Raw genomic sequence first — 26,362 nt, 5'->3', positions numbered from 1 at the left:
TTTACAATAATACTCTATAAATTAAAAAACTGCAACCCCCCGAAGGAGATTTAACATTGCTATCCTCCTCGGAAGTTACAGCTCATTTAAATCTCTATATTATTAAAAGTAAAATGGTTTAAAGTAACTATATCATATCAATATAATAAAAGTAAAGTTTTTTTAAAGCTATACAGCTTTTTTCTTCCACTGCATCGCTTTTAATTCACCTGATCCAGCTACAACATAGCCTTCTTTTTCATTAACAATGCGCCAACCATGCCCTTTAACCGAATCACATACTGTAACAATTCCTTCTTCAAGAAGCACACGGCAAACATTGCTAATCCCCGCCTTATTTTGCGTTGACGTTGTATATAACACATGTTGATCTACGCTTAAGTCTAAATAGCTACTAGCTTTTTGTTCACTTTGACATGTATGCCAACATATTTTATCACTTTCGATACTCTCATCTATTCTACAAAAAGCAATATTCCCGCTAATTCCCCTGCAAGATCCACTTGCCGCTACTAAATAGGAATTATGTATAGTCAACGCAGAAATCATCTGATTCATCGCTATTTTAATTCTTTTTAATTTACGTGTCTCTAAATCAAAAAGCCAAACACCACCATATTTAGTATGTATTTTCGTACCGATAAATAAGTAATGTTTATATAAAAATAATGATCGAATAGATGGGTGCCTCACTACCGTAATTAAGAAATGGCTGAATAGTCTCCCATGTGGCACCAAAATTATTAGAATGATACAGTGTTTTATCCCCATGAGCAATTACTGTTCCATTCTCATTACTACATACATTCCAGCTCGTTGCTTTCGTTGGAAAGCGCTGGATCGTCCACGTTTCTCCACCATTCATACTACGAATAAAAACTCCTTCGTCTCCTACTCCGTAAACTACGTTACCTTCACTATGTAAATCTCGAATTCGTTTTTGGAAATCAGTTAAAACCTGTTTCCATTCTCCATCTTTTTCGATGAATAAACCATTATATGTAGTAGCTAACAAAAGCTTTCCATCTCTTAACTTTGTAATAGCAGTTGCACTTAACATTGTTTCCACGTTGACACTCCCATTCCTAGAACTTCTCGGCAAAAGCAATTGCAAAATCACTGCATTTTTCAACGTCTTCTTTATCTTCTGGAGCTAATTCAATTTTCAATCCTTCTTGTACAAGTTCTGCCCCGCATTTTACAAGACGTTCTTCAAATATCGTTACCGCTTCACAAAACAGTTCATACGCCGTATCACCTGATCCAAAAACAGCCACTTTTTTACCCGTTAAATCTATATTTTCTAACTCATCATGGAAATCTTCCGCTTCAAATGGTAATTCACCATCACCCCACGTATAAGATCCTAAAATGATTCCATCATAAGCTAATAATTCTTCAGCATCCATACCTTCCATCTCTTGCAATACTACTTCATGATCAAAGGCATCTAAACTTACTTTAATTAAATCAGCAATACTCTCTGTATTTCCTGACATACTTGCATACGCTATTAAAATTTTCGCCACTTTGACATCCCCCTCTTACAATAAACGATTCTCATTCTCATTATATTAATAATGAGAATCAATTTCAATTATACTTTTTGTTATTTTATTTAATTCCATAAAAAAAAGAACAAATGACTATACAATCATCCGTTCTTTTTTATTACTTTTTAAAAATACCAAATGGTTTTCCAACTGGTAATACAACTTTTTCGAAGTGTGTATTTAACACAGCTGCTGCTGAACCATAGAAAGATAATAATGAAATACATAGTTCAGAATACGCTGCTAAATTATGCATTGCATGCGGCATAACACCTAAAGTACTTAATGAAAGACCGATAAATAAGAAATCAATAAGGACGAAAATCATAAATAATACTTTGTGTGTTTCCATTGCACCAATTGTCATAAAGATCGTAAAAATCAAGTATCCGATAAAGGCTACACCAAGCTGTTTTGAATCTGCAGTTTGGGCTAATTTTTCGCCAAATACTCCAAGTTGAATTAACCAAGTCGTTCCAACACCTAACCAAAATAGGCCGTAAGCACCAAATGCTGTTGTACCGAACGTATTATTATGCTTTGCATCGTGAATACATGCAAAGATTTGTGCAAATCCTCCTAAAAAGATTGCCCATGGTAATACAAGTGAAACGCCATCTGTTAAGCCTAACTTTTGAGATGATGCTACAAGTGTTACCATCGCTAATCCAAATAGACCAATTCCAGATGGATCTGCTGTTGTCATTTTCACATGATGTGTAGTAGTTTGATTGCTCATATAAACCTCCTGATTATAAACATACTCGAATACAATACTTAAATCAGAAGGCTATGTCAATGGTTTTTTTTGTATGTTGTCAGACCTTATCTTATATAATAATCGAAGATACTTCCAACCACTTCATAAGGTTTTATATTTACATTTTCCAATTCATTTACCGGCATCCATAAAGGAATATAGCTGCCTCTATCTTTCCGTTTGAATTCCTCACCTTTACCGCTTCCAAAAATTCCATCTATAATATGGGCATCATAATAATACTCGGTACCGTTATACTCCACCGTTGCGATAAGGTGCCCCATTTGTATATGTATCCCTAATTCTTCGTAAACCTCTCGCTTCGTTGCTTCTTCAGGTGTTTCTCCTTCTTCAATTCCCCCGCCTGGAAAAACAAAATACATCTCACCTTCTCGAACACGTTTTATAAGAGCGATTTTACCATCCTGTATAATTATGGCTGCACCGCGATTTCTTCTCATAGTATTACCTTAATACCAATTGCAATTGTTCCCCACTCTTGCTCTTGTTCTTTCGTATATATTTTGTATGTACTTTCTAACCTTTCCTCTAAACTAACATTTTCACGATCAAATAATTTTTCATCAATTTGTTCATACATTTCTTTAAAGCTCTCGTATCGCCTAACTTCTGTTACTATTACAGCAATTTTCTCTGCCGTCACAAGGTTAGTAAATACAATTTCATCACCTTGTTTTATTTGTTGACGCTTTTTATCATACAATCTAACTTCATATACTTTTTTGCCAGAATAAATAGATTGAAAAGGTTCATTATATAGTCCCATTTGATGTCTCATATTTTCCACTCCTCTTCATTAGTCTAACATATAGCTATTATGAGAACTTGTACATTTCATACAGGAATATTCATCTTCCCTCTCCTCAGAAATACTAAACTTAACAATCTTACCGGTTGTTAGAAGTGAAGAATTAATAATAATGATGCTATACTGTATACGTTGTCCAACAAAATTCCACACATATGAGAGGAGTTCGCTACATTATGCGCTACGTTATCGTAACAGGAACTTCACAAGGTTTAGGTGAGGCAATCGCCGTACAATTGTTAGAAGAAAATACAACCGTTATCTCTATTTCTAGGAGAGAAAATAAAAAGCTTGCAAAACTCGCAGAGCAAAACAACAGCAATTGTATTTTCCATTCCATAGATCTTCAAGATGTACATAATTTAGAAAATCGCTTTAACGAAATCTTTTCATCTATTGAAGAAGACACTGTCTCATCTATTCATTTAATTAATAATGCAGGCACACTTGCACCAATGAAACCTATTGAAAAGTCAGAAAGTGAACAATTCATTACGAACGTTCATATTAATTTAATCGCACCAATGATCCTTACTTCCACTTTCATGAAACATACGAAAGACTGGAAAGTAGATAAACGTGTTATAAACATTTCATCTGGTGCAGGAAAAAATCCTTACTTTGGATGGGGAGCTTACTGTACAACGAAAGCCGGTGTAAATATGTTTACACAATGCGTAGCTACTGAAGAAGCAGAAAAAGAATGTCCTGTAAAAATTGTCGCTTTTGCACCTGGCGTTGTTGATACAAATATGCAAGCACAAATTCGTGAAACAAATAAGGAAGACTTTATTAACTTAGAACGCTTCATCGCATTAAAAGAAGAAGGAAAACTACTGTCACCTGAATATGTGGCGAAAGCTATTCGTAACTTACTAGAAACTGAAGACTTCCCGCAAGGCGAGGTTATTCGAATTGATGAATAACGAGAGCTGTATTTTATAAAATACACATACTCTTGACCGAGCATTGGATTTGAAATCCCGTATCGACAACTACTAAATAATTATCGATACGGGATTCTTTATTTAAATGTGCTCAACTATGTTATAAATATTTCATTAAAAGAAAAAAGACAATTTCCCCATTTCATTTATTCCTTCTTCAACTACTGCCCTTATCTTTTCATTTTCAAATGATATGCTTCCTCAAGTATTGACTTTAAATTTTCTGCTCTTTTTGAGATAAAAGCGGTCCAAAATCTTTCTCCAATTTCAGCAAGTTGCTTAGGTGTATACACATTATTTTCGAATTCACCCCAGCACCCATCTTTTGTTAGTTTATCCCAGTAAATATAGTCTGCGAATTTTCTATTTTCTTTCGGAACAGCTGAACCCATAGACTCAAGATTTACTAAATCTGGACATAACCACATTGCTGTACATACAGATAATAATCCTCCATGTACCTCATTCAAGTTTTCCAGGCCAGCTTCCGCCAATGATTCTTCCCACGCCCTATGGCGATGCGTAGTTATTAGCAATATATCTTGATATTTATAATTCATATGTTTAACGAATGCAGCTTCCCAATATGCACCACCATGTCCATTACATAGCACAAATTTCTTAAACCCTTGTCTTTTTAGGTTAAATACTATTTCCTCTAACATTGTAGTTAAAACATTTGGACTTACAGTTATTGTTCCTTTACAGTTTGCATGTTCTTCCGATGTATTAAAAGGTATAGTTGGCAAAACGTAAGCATTTAAAACTTCTCCAAATGATTCTGCATACTTCTCTGCTATCAATGTATCCAAGTGCATCGGTAAATATGGACCAAATTGTTCTGTTGCACCAACCGAAATTATTGCCGTATCTGTTCCATTCTCTACTATTTCTCTTGTACTATTTTTATAACTTAGCATTGTAAATACTTGCCTCCATAAATCTTTATTTGCATATGTATTTTTCAAAAATCACCACACTCTCCTCATTCAACTAATCTGCCTAATTTAGTTAAATAAGAAAAACAAAAACACTATTTAATAGCACTTTTTGCGATAACCTCCATCCTGAGATAGAAAACAATCAATATTCTGATAATAACACAGATTATCTATTTATTACTCGGTTAAAAAAAAGATAGTAGGGATAATCAATCCCTACTATCTTTTTTATCATTCATATATATTCAATTAAAATAAATCATTTCATTCTATTTCTCTAAAAATATAAGTACTGACTCCATGATTTGTTCATAACCAATTTTCTGGTAAATTTTATTCGATGTTGGATTTGCTAGATCAGTATATAATGTAGTTGTTTTATACCCTTCATTTAACATTCGTTGGCTGAGGGCGGCTACACAATTTGAAGCATACCCTTTTTTCCGTTCTTCTTTCGGTGTATATACAAAATTGACTGTTATATTATTTGTAGTCGGTCTCGTTTTTGCAGCTACAGAAACTAATTTCCCGTCCACTTCCAGACCAAATAGACGATTTGTAGTTATTAATGTATGTGCAGTTTGTTTTGCTTTTTCTTTTGTAGTAGGGAGCTTCACGTCTTCACAAAATTGATATACCCACTTTTCTATTAACGGTAGCTCATCACGATTTATTTCCCGAAGAATACCCTCCCTATCCCATTTTTTCTTTACTTGTTTTAATACATATATACCTTGCTCCATCACAACAGTAGTTTTTTTATGTTCTAATATCGCAATCTCTTCCGCTAATTTCTGTACGATTTTCTTATTACCAATCAGTCCAGGAATATCCGGGTATATGCGCGTTAATTGCTTTGCAAGTTCCACTATAGCATCTTCGGAAATTTCAGATGTAGCAACAATAATTTGTTTCTCCTCTGTTTTAAGAAACACAGTCACAACTTCTTCTCCTTGTTTCATTACCCCCATAAACTTTGGCTCTTGAACAACTTGTAATACACCTAATAGTAAATTATTTTCCTGCTCGTTCTTTTCTAAAAATGATATAACATCCTTTTTGAAATGAAGAACATCTTCATATACATGCAATTGAATCATCGACAATCTCTTCCCTCGATTTATATTTTAATTAAGTATTGGCGATTAATTCATTAAATCCTTCTTTTACGATTCAATAATATTTGAAACTAATGTGTTCAAATCATTTTCAGCATGCAACACTCTCTTCTTTTCCTTCTCAAATAGCTCTTCTTCTTTTCGAAACGATTCTTTACGTTTATTAATCATACGCTCCATCTCTTTTTTACTCGGTCCACCATATACATTTCTTTTTTGAATAAAAGCTTCTGGTGATATAATTTCTTTCCACTCTTCTTCTAATAAATTTACTTTCAAATTTTCTTGTAAGTATACATTTATGTCTTTGAAATTTAATTCATGTAACTCCTTTTTCTGCTCCAATGACATATTCGCAATAGCACTTGCTGCATGATGTGCATGCCGAAATGGTATTTCATAGTTTTTTGTTAAAACATCTGCGAAATCTGTAATCGTAATCGCGTGTTTATATGAACGATTTTTTAACGTTTCCTCTTCTACTTTCATGGTTCTAATAACTGCGTTCATAATACAAAAAACACGAATCGCCTTTTCGATTCCTTTATATAAATATGGCTGCAAGTCATCCTCCGTATCGACAATATCGCCAAATGGTGTATTATGAATCATTTGAAATACAGTAAATGCTTCCCCTAAAGCACTACTCGTAATAGCACGGGCATGTTCTATTGAAACAGGATTTCGTTTTTGCGGCATAATACTACTTATTTGCACATATGGCTTCGCTACAGTAATCCCATCATATTCTTTCGTCGCTAATAGTAAAAAATCATGAATCCATCTACTCGTATTCGTCATAATAACCATTAGTAACGAGCTAACTTCTAATAAATAATCCGCTCCAGCAACAGCATCATATGAGTTCTCAATTACATTTGTAAACCCAAGTAACTGTGCCACTCGTTCTCGCTTAATTGGGAAGCTTGTTGTAGAAAGGGCAGCTGCCCCCATTGGAGAATGATTTAAAAGATGATACGCTTTTTTCATTCTTTCTAAATCTCGTTGCATCGTATCGTAAATTGCCAAAACATAATGACCAAATGTTGTCGGCTGCGCCGGTTGTGTATGTGTATACGCGGGCATAATTGTTTCCATATGTTCACCGGCGAGCTCCAGCATACTTTCTTGCAGCAATAAATGATGTTCCATTAACCGCAATACAAATTGCCGTAAACTCATGCGATACATCGTTACACCCATATCATTTCTACTTCTACCGATATGCATATTACTTACAAATTCACACTTTGCTTCTTGAGAAAGCAAATGTTCAACTAAGAAAAAAAGATCTTCATGTTGCTCTGTATATAGCAACTTCTCCTTTGGAATCCCCTCTACTTTTTTAAGTGCGGTTAATATAACTTTCGCTTCTTCTCTTTTCATTAACTTTTCTTCAGTTAACATAGTAATATGTGCCCTATGCACTTGAAACATATCTTTTAATAAATAATTACGCTGAAAATTAAATACGTGCTGTAATACACAATCTACATATGTTTTCCCAGGGAAATCAGCGCCTTCATTCTTAATAAACTCTTCTTTACTCTGTTTCATCACCTTTTCCCCTTTCGCCTAAGTGTTACTACCCATCATACCCAGGGATGGTGAAAAAGTGCTTGTACATAAAAATAAACTCGGCGCTGATAGCACCGAGTTTATTTAATAACAGTCGCATCATACTTATCACTTTGCAACACTTGGAAGTGTAGATTTGCTAAATGTTTACGTATTTCAGCACTGTCATCTTCATTTAAATTATTTGCCAAGAAAACAATTTCTGTACAGTTTCCGCGTTTATCCATTGCATAAACTGCTTTTGTTACCGTCCATGGTGTATAACCATTCTTTTGCCCGGCATGTCTGAATGTTTTACGATATTTTTTTGCACTCATATCTGTTTCAACGATATTCGCCCACACTTTTTCTTCTGCTTCTGTAAGACCACCTTGATGATTTGCCTTTTGAAGCAGTACCATATAATCGTTAGCGGAAGCAGCCGGTAATCTATCCGACCAAATTTTATCGTAACGTTCCTCTAAATATAGAGGAATTTCCTTTTGTAATAATAGTCCCTTCTTTTTTAAGCGTTCATGAATAATCATAGCATATTCACGATATTGCTCTTGAGACATTTCTTTTAACTTTTTCTCTATTTTATATTTTGGAACATGTAATTCTTTATGCAAATATCCCGGAATGTATAAAGATGAAACGATCGGAAATAGCGGTTGATGTGCAGGAAGCGCTAAACTTTGTAAATTCCGATTAATATTGTCTAATCCTAATACCTCCATTAAATATTCAGTATTTGCATTAGAACTAAACTTAACCATTCCTTTTGCAACTTCTTCTAAAGAAACCGCTCCTTCAGTTATCTTTTCCTTTTTTTGCAAATAATTTTGCCATCTATCTTGTGCACCACCATCTGTACTCGGCACATAATAACGATTCACATCATTAATTGAAACGAAACTAGACGGATCGATTTTCCCCTCTGTAACTTGTTTCGTATATTCAAGCGCCACAATTAACTTCATCGTACTAGCAACTGGCAATACAACATCTGGATTTACAGAATACACGACTTTATCATTTCTTTTTATTAAAAGTGCACTATTCTTTTCATCTTTATGTTCTTCAATAAAGGATGCTATGTACTGCGCATCATCATTATTTGAACTCCACACTTTTTCCACTAAAAAGTTACCTGATATCAGCAAAACAAAAATACCCACAATCACTGCGCATACTATAGTTTTTTTCAAGTGAAATTCCTCTCCTATTGTGTAACTCTTCTCTCTTTATATAAAAAACAAAATAATGGAGATGATTATTTAAATAATCATCTCCATTATTTTACTTGTATGTTCCTATTATGTCTACGTCATAATTTTCACAAAATCCTCAAGAAACTTTTTATAATGTAAAGACCAACCAATTCTCACCCAATTTTTCAATGCTTTCGCTTCAGGCTGCGGACGAAAATCAGCGATACTCTCTCCTTTTGCAGCTCCAATCGTATCGACATCAACACGGCGATACACGTAATCTAAAAGAGATGGATTTACCGCTACCATCATCGTAACTACATCGTGCACTGGGCTTCCTGTTATTTTAGGATTCAGATTTTTATAAGCTTTATAATAATAATTGAAAATCGGTTCTATTAATTTCTTGAAATTCGTTTTAGAATGTTTCGTAATGTATTTCACCATTTCTGGTGTAATAATCGCTTCTGAAGTAACGTTAAGCGGTATTAATGTCACATTTTTCGCATTTTGCATAACTAATTGTGATGCAATTGGGTCACCATGAAAATTGGCTTCCGCGACTGGTGTAACATTTCCGGGCATTAAAAAAGCACCGCCCATTATATAATATTCCTTCACATACTTCATCATCGGTTTCTCCAAAATAAACGCTGTCGCTAATGTTGTTGATCTGCCGGCATCAACAATGATTAGTTCCCCTTTATATTTTTCAATGATATCGAAAAATGCGCAAAAAGGTTTAATATTGGGTGAAAAAGTTTTAGGAGGCTTAATAGGTCCCAAACCGTCTGCCCCGTGAATTTCCGGATAATACGTTATAAAATCCCCAGATAAAGGAATTTTCGCTCCATTAATAACAGGTATATCTTCCCGCCCTGCTAACTGTAATAAATATGCCGCATTACTCGTCGCCTTTTCTTGTGTTATATTCCCATATCCCGTTACTACTCCAACAATATCAATATCAGGATGCAACAATCCATACATAATTGCTAAAGAGTCATCAATTCCTGGGTCTCCTAAAAATAATATTTTTTTCATAGACCTCAACTCCATCCCATCAATTGTTATTACTTTATGAATGCATGACGGAATACAGAATGAAAAAGATAAATTTTGTATAAACAAAAAACGTAGGAACTTCATATTAGAAGTCCCTACGTTTTTCTATATTTTTATGCTACTTTTTTCATCGTAACCATACTACCAATTATATAAGAAATAAATGCAAAGCAAATCGGGAAAACAACTGTATGTATACCGAATGGATTAGGGTAGCAAAGGTGAATAAACATATAGGAACCTACTCCAACTAAAATAGATGCGAGAGCTCCAGTTGCATTTCCTTTTTTCCAATATAAACCTAACACAATCGGCCAAATGAACGCTGCTTCTAAACCACCGAAAGAAAATAAATTTAACCAAATTAAAAAGTCTGGTGGCTTAATAGCGGCGGCATATACGAGTAATCCTACGATACCAGTAATCCATAGGCTACCTTTCTTTATCGTACTATCCGCGGCATCTTTATTTATGTAGTTCACATATATATCTTTAATAATTGACGAACTTACAAGTAATAATAATGAGTTCACAGTAGACATGATCGCTGCCATTGGTGCAGCTAAGAAAACTCCAGCTAACCAAGGTGGCAACACTTCCATCGCGAGTAGTGGCATTACTTTATCTGGTACCGTTATGCCTGGAAGGACTACTCTTGCAAACACACCTGTTAAATGCATACCAATCATAATTGTACCGACGACAACCGTTCCAATGATTAATGCTTGGTGCATAGCTTTTGAATTTTTATAAGACATAGCACGCACACTAATTTGCGGTAATCCAACGACACCAATTCCAATTAAAATCCAAAATGATGTGACATATGATTTCGTTAAACTTCCATCCGCTCCGAACGGTGTTATTAAATTCGGATTAATTTGAATAAGTTCCTGCATAATCTTTTCAACTCCGCCACCAGCAATGACAGTAGCAATTAAAATGATCGTTGTTCCGACTAGCATAATGATTCCTAATAACGTATCTGATAAAGCGACTGCACGAAATCCACCAATTAACACATACACAAGTACAGACAATGTAAATAAAAATAGTGCCGTTGTGTAGGAAAGTCCTGTTAGCGACTCAATTAATCGTCCGCCGCCAACCCACTGGGCTACTGTTGCTGAGAACAAAAAGATTATAATACATAACGCAGAAAGAACAACTACCGCTTTATTATTGTATCTGCCCTTTAAATAATCAATAAGCGTAATTGCTTCCATCTTCCTAGCGATAATAGCAAACTTTTTACCAATAACCGTTAAAACGATATATCCTGTTACAACTTGAATCGCTGATAACAGCACCCATCCAAGACCCATATTGTAAGCAATACCAGGCCCGCCAATAAAGCTACTTGCACTACCGTACGTAGCAATCATCGTCATAGCTAATAATAAGCCACCTAGTTCACGCCCACCAAGAAAATATTCTTGTAAAAATTTATTATTAGCGGTTGCTTGTACACGTCTTGATGCATATACGCCAATTAAAAACACAACGATAAAAGAAATTATCATTGGGATTATTACATACCAATTCATCTATCATTCCTCACTTTTTTCTTCCTCATCGAGTGAAATATCTTGAAATAAAAAACGAACAACTAAAATAAGCAAAATAACCATTACGATAAATCCAACGATACAGCTATAAAAAAACCATGCTGGAAAACCTAATACATATGTATATTCACTCGGATCCTTACTTCCAAGCCCATAAGCAAATCCATACCATATTATAAAATTAATAATAGCTAATCCAAGACCAATTAACGCTTCTCTATGGGCAACTCGAAAGCGCGGATCATCATGATAATTCTTCATTTTCTCCCTCCTCTCACGATGTATAATTGTACCACTGTTTTTCTAGTTTTTCCTACTAGAAAACAAAAACGCGCAGGATTTTTTGTAATTATATAGAATACAATGTTTCATTACATATTTTTTACAATTGTAATGAAAATGAAATTTGAATTTTCAGTATTTGTTATTTATGATTTTAAGTAGAGGCTTTTCATCTAGTTCCCACATCCTTGATTTCGGAATAAACGCCGTCTCGTACTGCGTTTAAATTATATTTTCAAGGGGGTTATACAATGAGTCAACTAGCTATAAATCTTCATGAAAAGGTAGAGAAATTTCTTCAAGGCACAAAGAAACTATATGTGAACGGAGCGTTCCTCGAAAGCGCTTCCGGAAAAACGTTTAAAACTCCTAACCCAGCAACTGGTAAAACACTCGCTATCGTTGCTGAAGCTGGTCGCGAAGACATTCATAAAGCTGTTGTAGCTGCTCGAATGGCTTTCGATGAAGGTCCTTGGTCACGCATGAGCACCGCTGAACGCAGCCGCCTTATGTACAAGCTTGCTGATTTAATGGAAGAACATAAAGAAGAGCTGGCACAGCTCGAAACTTTAGATAATGGAAAACCAATCCGCGAAACTTTAGCAGCAGACATTCCTCTTGCAATTGAACATATGCGCTATTATGCTGGATGGGCTACAAAAATCGTTGGACAAACAATCCCTGTTTCTGGTGAATATTTTAACTATACACGCCATGAAGCTGTTGGTGTTGTCGGTCAAATTATCCCATGGAACTTCCCACTTCTTATGGCAATGTGGAAAATGGGTGCAGCCCTTGCAACAGGATGTACAATCGTTTTAAAACCTGCAGAACAAACTCCACTATCCGCTCTATACTTAGCTGAATTAATTGAAGAAGCTGGATTCCCGAAAGGTGTTGTTAACATCGTTCCTGGATTCGGTGAAACAGCTGGACAAGCTCTCGTTAATCACCCACTCGTAGATAAAATTGCATTTACAGGTTCTACTCCAGTCGGCAAACAAATTATGAGACAAGCATCTGAATCGTTAAAACGCGTTACATTAGAGCTTGGTGGTAAGTCGCCAAACATTATTTTACCAGACGCTGACTTATCTCGAGCGATTCCAGCTGCGCTTTCTGGTGTTATGTTTAACCAAGGACAAGTGTGCTGTGCTGGGTCACGCTTATTTATTCCGAAGAAAATGTACGATAATGTCATGGCTGATCTCGTTCTATATTCAAAAAAATTAAATCAAGGCGCTGGTCTAAATCCAGAAACTACAATCGGACCTCTTGTTTCTGAAGAACAACAAAAACGTGTAATGGGTTATATTGAAAAAGGAATTGCAGAAGGTGCTGAAGTACTTTGCGGAGGAAACAAACCATTCGATCAAGGTTACTTCGTTTCTCCTACAGTATTCGCTGATGTAAATGATGAGATGACAATCGCTAAAGAAGAAATTTTCGGTCCAGTTATTTCCGCATTACCGTTTAACGATATTGATGAAGTAATTGATCGTGCGAATAAATCACAATTCGGCTTAGCGGCTGGTGTATGGACAGAGAACGTAAAAACGGCACATTATATTGCAAGCAAAGTACGTGCAGGTACAGTATGGGTAAACTGTTATAACGTCTTTGATGCAGCATCTCCATTTGGAGGATTTAAACAATCTGGCCTTGGCCGCGAAATGGGATCTTACGCGCTGAACAACTATACAGAAGTGAAGAGCGTTTGGATTAACTTAAATTAACGAGAAAGAACCTGACCTACTCGGTCAGGTTCTTTTCATTATGTATTCATTTACACTTGCAATCCACCGCTCACATTTAATACCTCTCCTGTAATGTAAGACGCATACTCTGATGCTAAAAAGGCAGCTGCGTTTGCAATATCTTCCGGTGTTCCGATTCTTCCAACTGGAATCGCTCCAACCATTTTCTCTTTTACTTTATCCGGTATTGTTTTTGTCATATCAGTATCCATAAATCCTGGACAAATCGCATTACACGTAATACCAAAACTTCCAACCTCTTTCGCTGCTGTTTTTGTTAAACCTACAACCCCTGCTTTTGTAGCCGCATAATTTGCTTGTCCAATATTTCCTTCCCTACTAATAGAAGAAATATTAATAATCCGTCCATACTGTTGTTGTCTCATATAAAGAAGTGCTGGCTGCATACAATAAAAAACGCCAGTTAAGTTCACTTGTAATACTTGTTCCCAAGCAGACTTCTCCATCTTATGTAACATTGCATCTTTTGTAATCCCAGCGTTATTGACTAAAATATATAATGTACCAAATTTTTGCACCGCATATTCAATTAACGACTTCGCTTCATTTTGATTACTCACATCACATCGATATAAGCTCACATCATACCCTTCATCTGATAATTCACGTGTCGTTTCTTGTAGCTTCTCTTCATTTACATCACTAATTAATACTTTAGCCCCTAGTTTTGCAAAAACTCGTGCGATTTCTTTTCCTATCCCCTGCGCAGCACCCGTTACAACAGCTGTTTTCCCATTCAATAAGTCCATCCCTATCCCCCATTTCTATTAGTTATATTGTATATTTCGGCTCTATGCTTTCCAAATCCTCTTTGTATAAAAAAGTCTATTTGTGTCAAACTAACTATGCAACGCCGCATAAAACACAAGGAGATTGTGTCGAATGAAAAAAAAGAATGTAAATCGAAACAAAGCTGCCGATGGCATTGATGTTGAGTTCGCTCGCGAACTCGCTGATCACAATGACTTAGAAGCAAACGCACGTGCAAATGCCGCTGATGCACGTCAAAAACGCCAATCAACAGAAAAATAAGGCACTACAACGTTCCTTATTCTTTTCAACAGGGACCTACTACCCATCAAAATAAACCGAGAGTATCTCTCGGTTTATTTTCTATATTTCTTTACGTAATGCGCTAAAGCAAGTAACGGATATATATGCCCATAACTATGGTAGCGAATATAAAAACCACCCGGTAACCCTGTACCAGTAGGATATTTTTCATTCATAGTAGACTGCGCGAGCAAATATGAAATTCCTTTTCGAATAATCGGTGTTTCTTGATCGTAGTAAGAAATGAGTGCATCAAGTGCCCACGCTGTTTGTGACGGCGTGCTAAAGGGTAAAGAAATAAATTTTTTCTCTACACTACTTTGACAGGATTCTCCCCACCCTCCGTCTTCATGCTGCAAATGCTCGAGCCATGAAGCTGCTTTTTTCAACGATGGATGAGTAGAAGGCACTCCTAATGCACGTAAGCCTGTCATCGTTGCCCATGTCCCGTATATATAACATATCCCCCATTTTCCATACCATGATCCATTCTGTTCCTGTACATCCATTAACCATTTGATGGCTTTCTTTTTTTGCTCTTCAGGCAATTCATTCGGTGCATACGTTCCGAATAATTCTAACAGCCTACCTGTAATATCTGGTGTGGACGGATCGGTTATCATATCACTCGCATTTTCAATCGGCAAATTCGCTAGTAACTTGCTCGTTACCCCTCGTTCAAAAGCTCCCCAGCCTCCATCATTGTTTTGCAATCCTTTTACCCATTCCACGCCTCTTCCCCACGCATCATCTACTCTATCATTCCCTCTACTTCGCGCTAACGCTCTAAGAGCAGCTGTAGTATCGTCTATATCAGGGATCGTCGTATTAACATCTGAAAATCCCCAACCGCCAGCTACAAGTGATGATGCATGTACGCTCCAATCTACCTTTTTAGTTTGTTGTTTTTGCAATAAATACTCTGTCGCCCTTTGAATCATCTTATTTTCATTTGTAACTTTAGCTTCTTGCAATGAATAGCTAAGTAAAGCGGTATCCCATACGGTAGAAGGAGAATTTTGCAAATGACTTCCTCTGTCCATCTTCCATATATAAGATTTTAATCCTGTCACAGCTTTCTCAATAATTGGAGACTGAATAGAGTGCCCTAATGCAAGCAAAGCATAAATCATATAAAACGTAGCACTCGCGTAACTATATAATGTTCCATTTTCATCTATACGCTCCTTCATAAAGCGCTCTACTTCTTCGTATCCTTTATGATGTAACGATAATGGATAAGATATTACCTTTTTCACATCACCTAAAAACGATTGAAACAGCGGAGACCGCTCCTCTCGAAACCATTGTCCACCCCCGCCTGCAATATGATTTAAATTTGGCAATAACTTTTTCTCTACACGGAATCTCTTATTCATACAAATCATCATCGGAATTAAATGTATACGCGCTGAGCTGCTTAGCCCAAATATACTGAGGGGGGAGTCATCTTGTAAAAATAAGATTGGCGTTGGAAAGTGAAAAAGCGCGGGAAATTCATATTCTCCATGAATCGCTAATAAAAATTTCGTCATAAAATGAGCACGAGAAACTCCCCCATGTTCCTTAATAAACATTTCAGCTCGCCTCATATTCATATCTTCTTTCGAATATTTTTCCGAAGCAAGTAAAGCAGCATATGCTTGAATCGTCGCGGATAAATTCCCTTCCTTTTCATCTTCATATAATTTCCAAATTCCTTCATTTGTTTGAAGAGATGCTAACCTTTTCACAAACGGTTCTATTTCGTCATTTCGCCCTAATAATTTGAGTAAAAAAATCATATGACAATCCGTTAGCAAAGCTCCTTCAAAACAAAATGACCACGTTCCGTCTTGCCTTTGCATCGTTTGAAGTGCAGTCGTTCTCCGCTCTATCTCCTCACGCACTTTGTCATATAGTAGCACACCGCTCACCCACCCTTTCTAAGTCCGTATACGATATTCGAAAACTTAGCTAAATATGTATGAAAACAAAGAAAAGCAGAACGTGTATTACACACATTCTGCTTACAAACAATACCCAACCCCGACAACAATTCCTAATAGTGCACCAACAACAACTTGATAGGGTGTATGTCCAACGAGCTCATTTAACTTTTTATATTCTGTTTGTCTACCATGAAAAAAATCATTCAATATTTTCGCTTGCTTACTAACCGCAAGCCTTACTCCTGAAGCATCGTACATAACAATAATGGCAAAAATAGCGGCAACCGCAAATATTGGACTCTCCACACCTTCCACCACTCCGACACCTGTAGCAAGTGCAGTAACAGTCGAAGCATGCGAACTTGGCATTCCACCTGAAGCAAAGAACTTAGCAAAATCAAACTCGCCTGTTTTTATTAATTTAAAAACGACTTTCGTTAACTGTGCTAAAAACCAAGAAATTACAGCTGCTATAAGTGGGTCATTATGTAAAATTGTTTCCATGTTTTTCAGCTCCTCACTGACTATAATGGAATTTCTATATAATATAAGTATAAAGAAAAATGCGTAGAAAATACTACGCATTATGATACTTTTGCTGATTTATTTTTAATAAATTTTGGTTGTTTCTGTAGTAGAAACTTTGTTTTCGCCATTGAAAAGACAAATAAAGCAATCCATATACAGAAAAACGCAATCATATGAGTAGATGTGAAATGTTCACCAAAAACGAACACACCTAAAATTAAACTAATAGTCGGCGCGATGTATTGTAAAAATCCTATCATATAGAGCGGAATAAGTTGTGCTCCTTTAGCAAAATAAAAGAGTGGTAATGCTGTAACAATACCCGCCCCTATTAAAAGAAACGTTGATATTGCCGAAATAGAACCGAACGAACCGAAACCATGCACTCCTGTCATAAACAAATATATAAGTGCAAATGGCGTCACTAACATCGTTTCCATCGTAAGCCCAATTGTTGCGTCGTAATTTAATAATTTTTTCGTTAATCCATATAATCCAAATGAAAAAGCAAGTGAAAGAGAAACCCATGGAATTGATCCGAAACGTATCGTTAAAATAACAACGCCTAATCCAGCTAAACCAACCGCAACATATTGCCAAAAATTAAGCTTCTCTTTTAAAACAACTGTACCAAGTAAAATACTTATAAGTGGATTAATATAATACCCAAGACTTGCTTCGATTACATGGTTATGATTTACGGCCCATATGTATACAAACCAGTTTCCACTAATAAGTACCGAAGCAATTGTTAATGAGATTAATAATTTAGGTCGTTTAAAAAGGGTCACTAACTCCCCACCAAACTGACGAAACCTCTTCGTTACTCCTAAAACTAACAACATAAAAACAAATGCCCAAACGATGCGATGTGCTAATATTTCATCTGCCGGAACTTCCTCCACCCATTTCCAATAAATCGGAAGAACTCCCCACATCGTATACGCACCTGCTGCATATATAATCCCCTGCTTTTGCTGTGCTGTTTGACTCCCCATCTTTCTTTTTCTCCTCTTCTCTTTTTTTCTTCATTATAAAGTCTCACATGCTTACTTTACCAATATTCAATCTGCATTTCTTTCGACATCCCTCTTGCAAATCCGTTATATGTATAAAAACACTCCTACTGTTATAATAACGAGCACTGGAATACCGAAGACAAATTTACTTTTATGTGTCTTATGATGAAACATATACATACCAATCCAAGCTCCAACCGCTCCTCCAGCTGCAGCTGATAAAAACAACGTACTTTCTGGCGTTCTCCACTGCTTTTTCTTTGCTTTTCGCTTATCAAGCCCCATCATACTAAATGCTATAACGTTGATAATAATAAAATAAATCCATTTCATCTCTTTCTCTCCCTTAAAAAATTCGCTTTATGTTAACACGAAAACAAGGTGCGCACAAATAAAAATGGCTATAGGTAAAAAATAAATCTTTTTAGCCTACAACCATCATTGTAATACCTTATACTCTATTTCTAATATTACTATGTTTTTTCGCGTATATAAAATAGATAAAAATACCTACAATAACCCAAATTGCAAAACTGATTAAAGTAGTTTTAGAAAGATTTGATGCTAAATATAAACAACTTACTATCGCAAGTATAGGTAAGAATGGAACTAACGGAGCACGGAACGGTCTTTTCAAATTAGGATGTGTCTTCCTTAATACTATTACAGCTATAGATACAAATATAAAAGCTGTTATCGTTCCCACATTCACTAAGTTTGCCAACAAATTCAAGTCCAATAAACCTGCTAATACAGCCGCAAGAATACCCGTAATCCATGTATTAAAAAATGGTGTTTGATAACGTTTATGAACGCTCGAAAATCTTTTTGGTAATAATCCATCTCGGCTCATCGAGTATGATACTCGAACAAATGCGAACATAGCAACTAACAGAACTGTTGTTAAACCAGCTATCGCTCCAACTGATAATAGACCAGCAATTCTATCCTCTCCTACAATACGCAGTGCATATGCAACTGGATCAGCTACATTCAGATCCGTAAATGGAACCATTCCAGTTAACACGAATGAAACACCAACATAAAGAATTGTACAAATGCATAAAGAGACAAGTAATCCAATTGGAACGTTACGTTGTGGGCGTTTCACTTCCTCTGCTGCTGTTGCAACTGCATCGAAACCTAAAAAGGCAAAAAATACAGTAGCAGCTCCTCCAATAACACCATGGTATCCAAAAGGAAGAAACGGCTGCCAATTCTCTGGCTTTACATATTTTGCTCCTACAATAATAAATACTAAAATAACAGCCAGTTTAATAATAACCATTATATTATTTATACGTGCACTTTCTTTCACACCACGACTTAGTAAAAATGTAACAACTAAAATAATAATAACCGCTGGCAAGTCAATAATTCCACCATTCCCCATCCCTGGTGCAGAAGCAACGATTGCCGGAATATGAATATTAAACCCTAGTAGCAATGACTGAAAATAGGCTGACCATCCCGCCGCCACTGCAGAAGTAGCTAATAAGTACTCTAACATAACACACCAGCCAACTATAAAAGCAAAAATCTCACCTAATGTCATATACGTATACGAATACACACTTCCTGAGACCGGGACTGTAGATGCAAATTCAGCATAACAAAAGGCTACACAAGCACATACAATTGCAGCTAACATGAAAGATAATACAATTGCTGGACCAGCATGTTTCGCTGCTACAATACCTGTTAATACGAAAATGCCTGTACCAATAATTGCTCCAATTCCTAAAAGCGTTAAATCAATTGCTCCTAAAGTTTGCTGTAACACTTTTTTCTTTTCTTCATTCATTGCTTTCTTTATAAATAAACTCATTCGTAGAAACCTCTTTTTCAAAATTATCCCTTACTCATTACAACCTTTATTACTTTTGCTATTACACATTAATAATATTCATGCTTTACTTCCACTCCCTATATAAACTCCACAAATTACACACCTAAAAATCAGAAAAATCAATCTTCTAAAAATACGCTTATTAACAGGCATATTTTTAGAAGATTGATTGAATTTATCACACGATTAATTATATTGTCAACAATATAATTAATTCACCCGAATTGAATAATTATAAACAAAATAGCATTCCAAAATATACGATACTACTTGAAAACACTGTTAATTCCCATTTCAATACATTTTATATTATTTCGGAATTCATTTTTATACATCGGACTCAATGAAATCCCCATATGCAAACACGATAAAACCAGTCGATTCGTTATATAGAAATAATTATTCATCTTGTTAGACCGATTAACTTCCCTACAAATTGCAAACAGTATTTTCACTTAAGACAATAAAAAAAGCGCAGATGTTCATCTGCGCTTTATTCTTCCGCTTCAATTTCTGTACTATTATTATCGATATGTTCCTTTTGAGCTTCTTCTTGCAGCTCTGCTGAAATCATTCCATAATAAATTTCTGGATATAATCCAAATATTTGATATACACTTCCTAAAAACGGCATCGGAATCCCTCATTTCTAAAGTTGTATTGCCATTCTTAAGGATTCCCTTTTCACTCATTATACATTCGTTTTTGGAACTTCTTCTTCATCGGGAACATGTAATACATTTTGCCATTTTTTATAAGGCGCACTATTTGGATCCACATACCCTTTCGCATACGAACGATCCCACAATTGTTTCATAAACATCTCTTTCTCTTTCTTTGCAACCATATCTGCACCTGTTCCGTAATAGTTTTGGAAATACAGCTCAATTTCATCAAGGAATAGCCTTAACAAATCATCAGATGTTTCTTCTAACGTCGGGTCATATTTTGCCTCACGATCATACATTAAAATCATATCTAAAATATTATGGACATGCTCTTTACGAAGCCATCTAATATCTTGAGCACCTAATACAAATGCATGTGTATATAAATGCCCACCTTGTATCATTGCCTTTTCTTGCTCTTCTTCAAACCTGGACAAGATATTTTCATAAATAAACGGATTATGAAGCAATGCTCTGTGCAACTTATAACTTTCGCTTGAAATATTTTTCCCCATCGACTGGATTAAAAAGCTACGGCCGACACCGTTATATTGATACACGAACTGTCCATCTACAGCCACTAAGCTAATCCAGCGATACATATACGCGTACAGAAGAGCACGATTACATTTATCGTAATCTAACTTCGTTTGCGTTGCATTCAAGTCTGGCATAAAGGCTGGTAAGTGCCAATATTTATCTAAATGCGGCGTCAAACTAGATTTTTTACTATTTAATTTGTTCACGCGGCGATAATACGATTGAAAGTAGTCACCTTTATCGTTCATAAAACCATTCGCAATATGTCCAGATGAAAGCTTAGGGAAATCTTGTAGCGATAATCCGTAATGAGCACGATAACAAATCACTTCAAATGGTGAAAACGCCTCGTTTACCGTATCTTTTTCTTTAAACATTTCTTGCAATAACTCTTCTTGCAATTCTTGTTTTAAAGATGGATGTACGCCCCAATATTGTAACTCTCTATGATGAGAAACTTTCGGAACGAACGGACTTGCTAAATGGAAAAGATCTTCAATTTTTTCACGAACGTATTCATCACGATCACGTTTCTTGAAATCTGCTTCTTTTCGCAATGCTTCAACGATATTAAGCTCTAGTTTGTCACGATAGCGCACTTGAAGTTCGTCATAACAATAACTCAATATATGTTCACGATAGAAGTCTTCCACCTTTTTCGACTGAATTTCTTCGGCTTTCGCATCACGACAATATTCCCCGTACAAGCTCATATAAATTTCGGACGATATATCTTTCGGTAATACACCTAAATTTAAATGTTGCTGCATATCTTGCCAAATCTTTTCTTGCAATTTCTCTTCTGCTAATACATATACATTCGTCGGGTTCGTTTTCCCCTCAAATTCCTTGCTTCGCTTTTGGATTTCAAACAATAAATTTTCACGTGTTTCGTGTAAATTATCAAAGAATCTTTCCCAATATTGGATCATTTTATCAACTGCTTGGTATAGCGATTGATACACGAGTTCTAATAACATTTCTTTACGATACTCACTTAATTTGTGGACATATTGCGTTACGATATCTTCAAATTCTTTTTTGAACAAACGTTGCTGATTATAAAACATTTTCCCGACCCAGCCTTGTTGCTGAGCAATTTCAACGCGGCGAACAGCCGTTACCGTTCCATCAATATTACTCACATTAAATTTCTTATCGTAGTTTTGAATTAAATTACGCTTTTGTTCATTATTTTCATGCAGTCGATTCATCTTCTCTACTAACTGCTTACGAATTTCATACAGCATAAAACGTGCTGCGACAGGATGAACCGGATCCGTTTTCTTTAAAAACCATGTATTTAATTGATAAGACTGTCCTTCTGATCCACTCGGTATAAAGCGGTCTGATTCGACCATGTCATATAAAAGTGTAGTCACATGCTCATGTACACGGCTCGGAATCGCATAAGCATATAAACGAACCGCATGATCAACTCTCGCTACTTCACCTTTCATTTGTTCCATCATTTTCAGTTTCGCAGCCGATATTTTACACTCATGCTGCAGGCGGTTTAATTCTTCATCTTTTTGCACTGTACGGTGTACGTAACTCTCTACAGCATCTAAAAACAATTTTGATTTTGCAACACCGACCTTACCGCCCTCGGCCCCTTCGCGCGTCTCATTGAACATTTGTCTATAAAAAATATGGGCCTGTTCTGGACGAGTAGCAAGATGCTCTAAATCTTCTAAATAACTTTTCCCGCGCTCTGGCTTTTCACGCTGCATACCGCGCTTTACATCTTGATCATATCTTTGCTTCTTCTCTTGAAACAGTTGATCTAAATGAAGCCAAGATTCATCTAAACCTTGCACCGCCCATTTTAAAGCACAGTATTTCAAAACGTGCTCATACGGATAAATGAGCTTCGCCGTTCCTGCTCCGCAATATCTCCCTTTCCCACTCGATTCTGCCAATTGCTGAATTTGATTATCTTCTTGCGCAAAATGATTTGCAGACATTGGACTGAATAACTGTAAATAAATCGTATTTGCCATTTGCTCCATATAATCCGATAAATTGTGCAAATGGTGCCCATGTAAATTTTCATAATCATATAAGAAACAATAATTGTACGGTAAATGATGCTGCTTTATCGTATGATTTGTTCTTCCATCTTCATCCACTTGATCAGGACGATATTCTAATTCAATCGTTACGCCGCCTCGTTTTGATAATTCACCAGTCGACCCGAGCGTAATAGCGTGCAACTCTTTTAACGATGCATAACCATTCGCTTGCACAGTTTCAAACTCTTTCGCACTAACCGTTCTCGTCTTAACTAAAACATCTGGCATTAAAAACGCACCGCGAATTAAAATGTTGTGATGCTGCAATTTTTTCCGGAGCATTTCACGCAAATATAATGCGATTTGTAAAAACATCCCTGAGCCTGTTCCGCCAGCTAGTGATGTTACAATAATGACACGTACACCATATTCCGTCTGATCACTTGTAACTGGAAAAATCTTCTCGATTTCTTGCCAAAACGATGTGAGTTTATCTTCTTTCATCGCAGCACGTAACGCTAAACGTGAAATGACACGTAACTGTCCCGCTCCTTCCGTTAACGGTTTATCAAGTATAGTCGGGTCCATCGGGAACCACTCTGGAATCGTTGGATCTCCCGCAATATACTCTCTCGGTGTTTTACTCGAGCTCGTTTGCGTCTTAAACTTCCGAATATGATCAAATTTACTCAATGTATTCACATCTGTATCAAATACATGCATCGCTACCTTTTTACGACGCTCCTCAGATAATCTTTCATATATTTGATGTGTGACAGTACTACCGATTCCACCTAAGCCAATTAAAATTGTTGGAACTTGTAATGTCATGTGAACCACCTTCCTATTCTTGCTTGTTTGAAAAGAAGAATAAAGAGAGCCGGGCCTCCTCCGCCCCTCTTACACCCTATCTACTATTCACATTCGTACCGGTAAATCTCCTTACCATATCCTCTATCAATTACTAAAAGTTCATTTGGATACAACGTCTTATGCTCCATTCCCACTTCTTCCTCTGTAATAAACATTCCATCAATAATCATCCCAACTACTTGCGATTCTTTCGCTACAAATATAGATTTCGATCCTTTTTTCGCTATTAATGTTACAGATTGCACAGTCTTTCTTTCTGCTCGGAATGGAATGCCAAAATAGTGCTTCCACCATTTATTTTTAAGTAACTCTGGTTCAGATTGATAAAGCCAATCTTTCGCTACTTCTTGATCCCATTCGTAATATAGTAATGCTTTCCGATGAAATCTCGGACGAACAATCCATCCTAAAATAATAATTCCTACAATTAAAAGTAATAAAGTAATAGGAATTACAAATTTAAAAACGAGCGTATACTTCTCAAAAAACGGCGCATTTTCAATGTGCAGTACAATCTTTTCCTTTACTTCTTGTAATTTTGAATCATTGATCGTGATGGTAGCCTCTACGGTGCCGGTATCTGTAAAATTGAATGTGTCGGAGTAATAAGGTCGAGGATAAACATAAACTTGACTACCATGCTGTTTTAATTCATAGTTGATCGATTGATTCGATGTGACACCAGTAGATTTTAATAGTTTCTTTACAGCCTCTTCTGTCATCGGTTTACCATTTAACTGTGGCTGTAAAATAAATGGTTTACTATTTTCTAAATTTGTTACCTTTTCTTCATAATCTTTCGTAACAGCTTGAAGTGTTAATTTTGGTTTTTCAGCTGGTTCAATCTTGAATTCTTTCGTCTGTCTATAAAATCCCTTTATATTCATATGGACTTTCCCGCGTACTAACTCTTTACCAACTTTTGTCTCGTAATAAAACACATGTCTTTTATCATCCCACTTCATCGGATACTGCTTTCCGTCTATTTCTACTTCTGCTTCGAAATAAGAAGTTTGAATTGGTAATTCAGTAGGTTTCGCTTCAATAACAGCTGTCACACCTTCATACATTTTCTCAACATTTTTTCTATCTTTATCATCTTTGTCATACGTAGAAACAGTATAGTTAAGCGCTGGTTCAACAAGTACTTGTAATCCCTCATTCTCAATGTCCTGATCCACTTCTATCGTATATGTCCCTGGCTTAATCACTTCCTGATTCGCTGTACTTACATGCACTATATTTCCGAATAATTTAGCTTCTCCTGGTGCATGTATGGAAAAAGAAGACTGCAATTGTAACGGTTTGGAAAGTTGCATAACTTTATAATTAGACAAAGAAGGTGATTGTCGTACAAGCGTCATACGCTTTAATGGAAACGGTGTTGTAATCTCTACTTTTTTCCCTACTATTTTCGTTTTGACAATCGATTCAACAGAAGAAAATGGATCACGATTTGCAACTAATGCCGCCACTTGATTCACACTTTGCACAATACCATCCTCACCGCTAGACGGCATGACAACTCCATTCATTTCTTTTTTCCAAATCTCTTTAAACGTATTTAACTGCTCTTTTTCTTGCTGCCCTAAATCCTCTTCCATCGTGATTAAGACTGGGTGCAAAGAGATCTTTTTAGAATCCATCTCTTTCTTAAACTGTGCTAACTTCTGTGTAATTTGTTCTTTTCCGCCAACCTTATCTTTCTCCAAATCATTAAATACCCCGTCAGTTAATACAATAAGCCAAAATTCACGTTTCCCATCTATATCTGCTTCCTTCTTTATAGATTGCATCGCCGTTTCTACTGCGCTAAATGGAGTATTTAAATATGTTTTCCACGCGCCGATTCCATTAATTTCTGTTTGCCTTTGATCCTTTGTTAACGAAATGTTTAACGGATTATTTTGCTTACTCATTGGAACGTAAGAAAATTTATCTTTCTCATCTAATAGCGCAACTAAACTTTGCAAGGCGTAATTGGCGTACTTCCAGCGATCGTTATTTCTCATGCTGCCCGAATCATCATATACAAGTGAAACGACCCTTTCCTTTGCCTCCTCTCCTTTTGCAAAAGCTGAAAAAGGTAAACATATAAATAGAAACAACATGAACGTGGCACAAATTCGAATTTTCACGATGAGGCTTCGCCACCTTTGTAGACAAATTCCTATGTTTAAATTTATGAGGGGAAACAAGATATATGACTTGTATTTTAGGACAACAGTTCACAACAATTACATTATGTAAACAAAAATGAACTACTCCCATATT

At 36.1% G+C, this 26,362-nt stretch carries 23 protein-coding genes and 1 pseudogene; 3 read left to right on the top strand and 21 right to left on the bottom strand.

Translation table 11 applies throughout. The features are described 5' to 3' along the window. Nucleotides 1-168 precede the first annotated feature (168 nt). The 5 genes and pseudogenes from MR071_RS06415 to MR071_RS06395 form a co-directional block, all read right to left on the bottom strand. Nucleotides 169-1,069, bottom strand: a pseudogene (locus MR071_RS06415) (WD40/YVTN/BNR-like repeat-containing protein). Between the two features lie 16 nt (nucleotides 1,070-1,085). Next, the gene (locus tag MR071_RS06410) at nucleotides 1,086-1,529 is read right to left on the bottom strand and encodes a flavodoxin (protein ID WP_001062757.1); all 444 of its coding nucleotides are present in this window, start codon (nucleotides 1,527-1,529) and stop codon (nucleotides 1,086-1,088) included. 142 nt (nucleotides 1,530-1,671) lie between these two features. Beyond that, nucleotides 1,672-2,292, bottom strand: a complete 621-nt coding sequence (locus MR071_RS06405) for an acetate uptake transporter (RefSeq protein WP_002199725.1) — start codon at nucleotides 2,290-2,292, stop codon at nucleotides 1,672-1,674. 86 nt (nucleotides 2,293-2,378) lie between these two features. Further along, entirely contained in the window at nucleotides 2,379-2,774 is a 396-nt protein-coding gene (locus tag MR071_RS06400; RefSeq protein WP_105585229.1) for an NUDIX hydrolase, read from the bottom strand. Then, nucleotides 2,771-3,112, bottom strand: coding sequence for an ASCH domain-containing protein (locus MR071_RS06395; protein ID WP_105585230.1), 342 nt, complete (start codon nucleotides 3,110-3,112; stop codon nucleotides 2,771-2,773). Before MR071_RS06395 ends, MR071_RS06400 begins: the two co-directional genes overlap by 4 nt. A 206-nt stretch (nucleotides 3,113-3,318) precedes the next feature. On the opposite strand from MR071_RS06395, the gene MR071_RS06390 reads away from it, so the two are divergent. Then, on the top strand, nucleotides 3,319-4,068 hold the full coding sequence (locus MR071_RS06390) for a (S)-benzoin forming benzil reductase (protein WP_105585231.1): 750 nt from the start codon (nucleotides 3,319-3,321) through the stop codon (nucleotides 4,066-4,068). 191 nt (nucleotides 4,069-4,259) lie between these two features. Here the strand turns inward: MR071_RS06390 and MR071_RS06385 are convergent, their stop codons facing one another. From MR071_RS06385 to MR071_RS06355, 7 genes are all read right to left on the bottom strand, one after another. After that, the gene (locus tag MR071_RS06385; RefSeq protein WP_242235434.1) at nucleotides 4,260-5,057 is read right to left on the bottom strand and encodes a creatininase family protein; all 798 of its coding nucleotides are present in this window, start codon (nucleotides 5,055-5,057) and stop codon (nucleotides 4,260-4,262) included. Between the two features lie 242 nt (nucleotides 5,058-5,299). Then, the gene (locus MR071_RS06380; RefSeq protein ID WP_242235432.1) at nucleotides 5,300-6,136 is read right to left on the bottom strand and encodes a GNAT family N-acetyltransferase; all 837 of its coding nucleotides are present in this window, start codon (nucleotides 6,134-6,136) and stop codon (nucleotides 5,300-5,302) included. A gap of 60 nt (nucleotides 6,137-6,196) precedes the next feature. Then, nucleotides 6,197-7,705 carry an argininosuccinate lyase gene (gene argH / locus MR071_RS06375; protein ID WP_105585233.1) on the bottom strand — a complete coding sequence of 503 codons (1,509 nt, stop codon included), beginning with the start codon at nucleotides 7,703-7,705 and terminating at the stop codon, nucleotides 6,197-6,199. Between the two features lie 101 nt (nucleotides 7,706-7,806). Further along, on the bottom strand, nucleotides 7,807-8,916 hold the full coding sequence (locus tag MR071_RS06370) for a serine hydrolase (protein ID WP_242235430.1): 1,110 nt from the start codon (nucleotides 8,914-8,916) through the stop codon (nucleotides 7,807-7,809). 114 nt (nucleotides 8,917-9,030) lie between these two features. Continuing rightward, complete coding sequence (locus MR071_RS06365) at nucleotides 9,031-9,963, bottom strand: nucleoside hydrolase (RefSeq protein ID WP_242235428.1); 933 nt, start codon at nucleotides 9,961-9,963, stop codon at nucleotides 9,031-9,033. 134 nt (nucleotides 9,964-10,097) lie between these two features. Then, the gene (panF, locus tag MR071_RS06360) at nucleotides 10,098-11,531 is read right to left on the bottom strand and encodes a sodium/pantothenate symporter (RefSeq protein ID WP_242235427.1); all 1,434 of its coding nucleotides are present in this window, start codon (nucleotides 11,529-11,531) and stop codon (nucleotides 10,098-10,100) included. Nucleotides 11,532-11,534: 3 nt separating this feature from the next. Next, on the bottom strand, nucleotides 11,535-11,813 hold the full coding sequence (locus MR071_RS06355; RefSeq protein ID WP_002014357.1) for a YhdT family protein: 279 nt from the start codon (nucleotides 11,811-11,813) through the stop codon (nucleotides 11,535-11,537). Nucleotides 11,814-12,085: 272 nt separating this feature from the next. Between MR071_RS06355 and dhaS the strand changes: the two genes are divergently transcribed. Beyond that, a complete protein-coding gene (gene dhaS, locus MR071_RS06350; protein ID WP_242235425.1) occupies nucleotides 12,086-13,570 on the top strand; it encodes an aldehyde dehydrogenase DhaS in 1,485 nt (494 codons plus the stop codon). Nucleotides 13,571-13,620: 50 nt separating this feature from the next. Here dhaS and fabG read toward each other — a convergent pair whose 3' ends face one another. Beyond that, nucleotides 13,621-14,361, bottom strand: a complete 741-nt coding sequence (gene fabG, locus MR071_RS06345) for a 3-oxoacyl-ACP reductase FabG (RefSeq protein WP_242235424.1) — start codon at nucleotides 14,359-14,361, stop codon at nucleotides 13,621-13,623. A gap of 133 nt (nucleotides 14,362-14,494) precedes the next feature. On the opposite strand from fabG, the gene MR071_RS06340 reads away from it, so the two are divergent. Further along, on the top strand, nucleotides 14,495-14,644 hold the full coding sequence (locus MR071_RS06340) for a YfhD family protein (protein ID WP_002066466.1): 150 nt from the start codon (nucleotides 14,495-14,497) through the stop codon (nucleotides 14,642-14,644). Nucleotides 14,645-14,718: 74 nt separating this feature from the next. Here the strand turns inward: MR071_RS06340 and MR071_RS06335 are convergent, their stop codons facing one another. The 8 genes from MR071_RS06335 to MR071_RS06300 form a co-directional block, all read right to left on the bottom strand. Beyond that, a complete protein-coding gene (locus MR071_RS06335; RefSeq protein ID WP_105585237.1) occupies nucleotides 14,719-16,572 on the bottom strand; it encodes a terpene cyclase/mutase family protein in 1,854 nt (617 codons plus the stop codon). A gap of 102 nt (nucleotides 16,573-16,674) precedes the next feature. Continuing rightward, nucleotides 16,675-17,100 carry a divergent PAP2 family protein gene (locus MR071_RS06330; RefSeq protein WP_002111092.1) on the bottom strand — a complete coding sequence of 142 codons (426 nt, stop codon included), beginning with the start codon at nucleotides 17,098-17,100 and terminating at the stop codon, nucleotides 16,675-16,677. Nucleotides 17,101-17,180: 80 nt separating this feature from the next. Then, the gene (rarD, locus tag MR071_RS06325; protein ID WP_105585238.1) at nucleotides 17,181-18,122 is read right to left on the bottom strand and encodes an EamA family transporter RarD; all 942 of its coding nucleotides are present in this window, start codon (nucleotides 18,120-18,122) and stop codon (nucleotides 17,181-17,183) included. Nucleotides 18,123-18,227: 105 nt separating this feature from the next. Continuing rightward, the gene (locus tag MR071_RS06320; protein ID WP_000871335.1) at nucleotides 18,228-18,476 is read right to left on the bottom strand and encodes a DUF1294 domain-containing protein; all 249 of its coding nucleotides are present in this window, start codon (nucleotides 18,474-18,476) and stop codon (nucleotides 18,228-18,230) included. A gap of 118 nt (nucleotides 18,477-18,594) precedes the next feature. Continuing rightward, nucleotides 18,595-19,971 (bottom strand): branched-chain amino acid transporter BcaP, encoded by a 1,377-nt coding sequence (locus tag MR071_RS06315; protein WP_105585240.1) that lies wholly within the window; start codon nucleotides 19,969-19,971, stop codon nucleotides 18,595-18,597. A gap of 514 nt (nucleotides 19,972-20,485) precedes the next feature. Then, nucleotides 20,486-20,626 carry a hypothetical protein gene (locus tag MR071_RS06310; RefSeq protein WP_002128471.1) on the bottom strand — a complete coding sequence of 47 codons (141 nt, stop codon included), beginning with the start codon at nucleotides 20,624-20,626 and terminating at the stop codon, nucleotides 20,486-20,488. Nucleotides 20,627-20,683: 57 nt separating this feature from the next. Next, complete coding sequence (locus MR071_RS06305; protein ID WP_242235422.1) at nucleotides 20,684-24,046, bottom strand: tubulin-like doman-containing protein; 3,363 nt, start codon at nucleotides 24,044-24,046, stop codon at nucleotides 20,684-20,686. Nucleotides 24,047-24,129: 83 nt separating this feature from the next. After that, nucleotides 24,130-26,226, bottom strand: a complete 2,097-nt coding sequence (locus MR071_RS06300; protein WP_242235420.1) for a vWA domain-containing protein — start codon at nucleotides 26,224-26,226, stop codon at nucleotides 24,130-24,132. Nucleotides 26,227-26,362: the final 136 nt, after the last annotated feature.

It is taken from the genome of Bacillus cereus group sp. BfR-BA-01316 (assembly GCF_022664195.1).
Taxonomy (GTDB): domain Bacteria; phylum Bacillota; class Bacilli; order Bacillales; family Bacillaceae_G; genus Bacillus_A.
Note: the sequence above shows the minus strand (reverse complement) of the source record. Positions and strands in the feature narration are given on the sequence as shown.